Source organism: Streptomyces rubellomurinus (assembly GCF_000961885.1).
Taxonomy (GTDB): domain Bacteria; phylum Actinomycetota; class Actinomycetes; order Streptomycetales; family Streptomycetaceae; genus Kitasatospora; species Kitasatospora rubellomurina.
The window spans coordinates 1-245 of the sequence record NZ_JZKH01000391.1 but is presented as its reverse complement, the minus strand read 5'-3'; the positions used below and the strand labels follow the sequence as shown (position 1 = coordinate 245).

The 245-nt window shown below is 70.6% G+C and carries 1 protein-coding gene; it reads left to right on the top strand.

Annotation, left to right across the window (positions count from 1 at the left end):
* Positions 1-245: condensation domain-containing protein (locus tag VM95_RS38325; RefSeq protein ID WP_157882320.1), on the top strand; the 245-nt coding region annotated here is incomplete at both ends.

Sequence of the window (245 nt, the reverse complement as noted above, 5' to 3'; positions counted from 1 at the left end):
GCGGTGGCGAGTTATGCGGGGGCGTCGGTGCCGGTGGTGCTGGATGCCGAACTGCACGGCCGGTTGGCGGGGTTGGCGCGGGAGTGCGGTTGCACGCTGTTCATGGTGCTGCGGGCTGGTCTGGCCGTGCTGCTGTCGCGGCTCGGCGCCGGTACGGACATTCCGATCGGTACGCCGGTGGCGGGGCGTGCGGACGAGGCGTTGGACGAGCTGGTCGGGTTCTTCGTCAACACCCTGGTGCTGCG